The organism is Oleiphilus sp. HI0043 (assembly GCF_001634935.1).
Genome location: NZ_LWEY01000779.1, coordinates 1 through 737, shown reverse-complemented (window position 1 = coordinate 737; position 737 = coordinate 1). Strand labels below are relative to the sequence as shown.

The 737-nt window shown below is 44.2% G+C and carries 1 protein-coding gene; it reads right to left on the bottom strand.

The window, feature by feature from the left end; all coding sequences use genetic code 11:
• Positions 1–97: 97 nt before the first annotated feature.
• A partial coding sequence (locus A3729_RS08950; protein WP_197475717.1) for a sigma 54-interacting transcriptional regulator occupies positions 98–737 on the bottom strand: 640 nt, incomplete at its 5' end.

Here is a 737-nt window from a genome sequence, read left to right as displayed (position 1 = left end):
GAGCATTTAAACGCTGCTCGAGCCAAGCAGTAACCCTTGAGAAAAAGCCTGCATGAAGCAGGCTTTTTTCTTACTCCTATGAGTGTAGCGAATAGGGCTATTGCTCGTGGGTATTAATTCCAAACTTTTCCGTCAGGTTATAGAGTGTCGGCCTAGTAATTCCGAGTAGTCTAGCTGCTTGCGCCATATTATTCTGTGCGGCATGAATAGCTTGTGTGATTGCCGTTTTTTCTGCTGCGTCTCTTATTTGGCGAAGATTAAGCGCCTCTTCAGTCGCACAAGCATCATTTGACAGCTCAAGGTCTGAGCTCGTGACAAGCTTATCATCAGCCATGATGACTGCCCGCTTTACTTTGTTAATAATTTCTCGAACATTACCTGGCCATTCATAGCTCTTTATTGCTCGCATCGCATCTTCGTTAAATGCTAATGTCGGACGGTTCATTTGTTGAGCGAAAGTTTTAAGCAAAGCTTGTGCAATGATAATCGCATCACCGTCACGCTCCCTGATGGGGGGGATATTGAGAGAAATTTCACTCACTCGATAATAGAGATCCTCTCTGAATAAGTTTTGGTCAATGAGTTGTTGGACATTCTGGTGGGTTGCGCAAACAACTCGAACATCTACGGGTATCGGTTTAACGCCGCCAACTCTTTCAATCACTCTTTCCTGAAGGAAGCGTAATAGCTTAACTTGAAGCGGCATCGGCATGTCGCCAATTTCATCAAGAAATAAA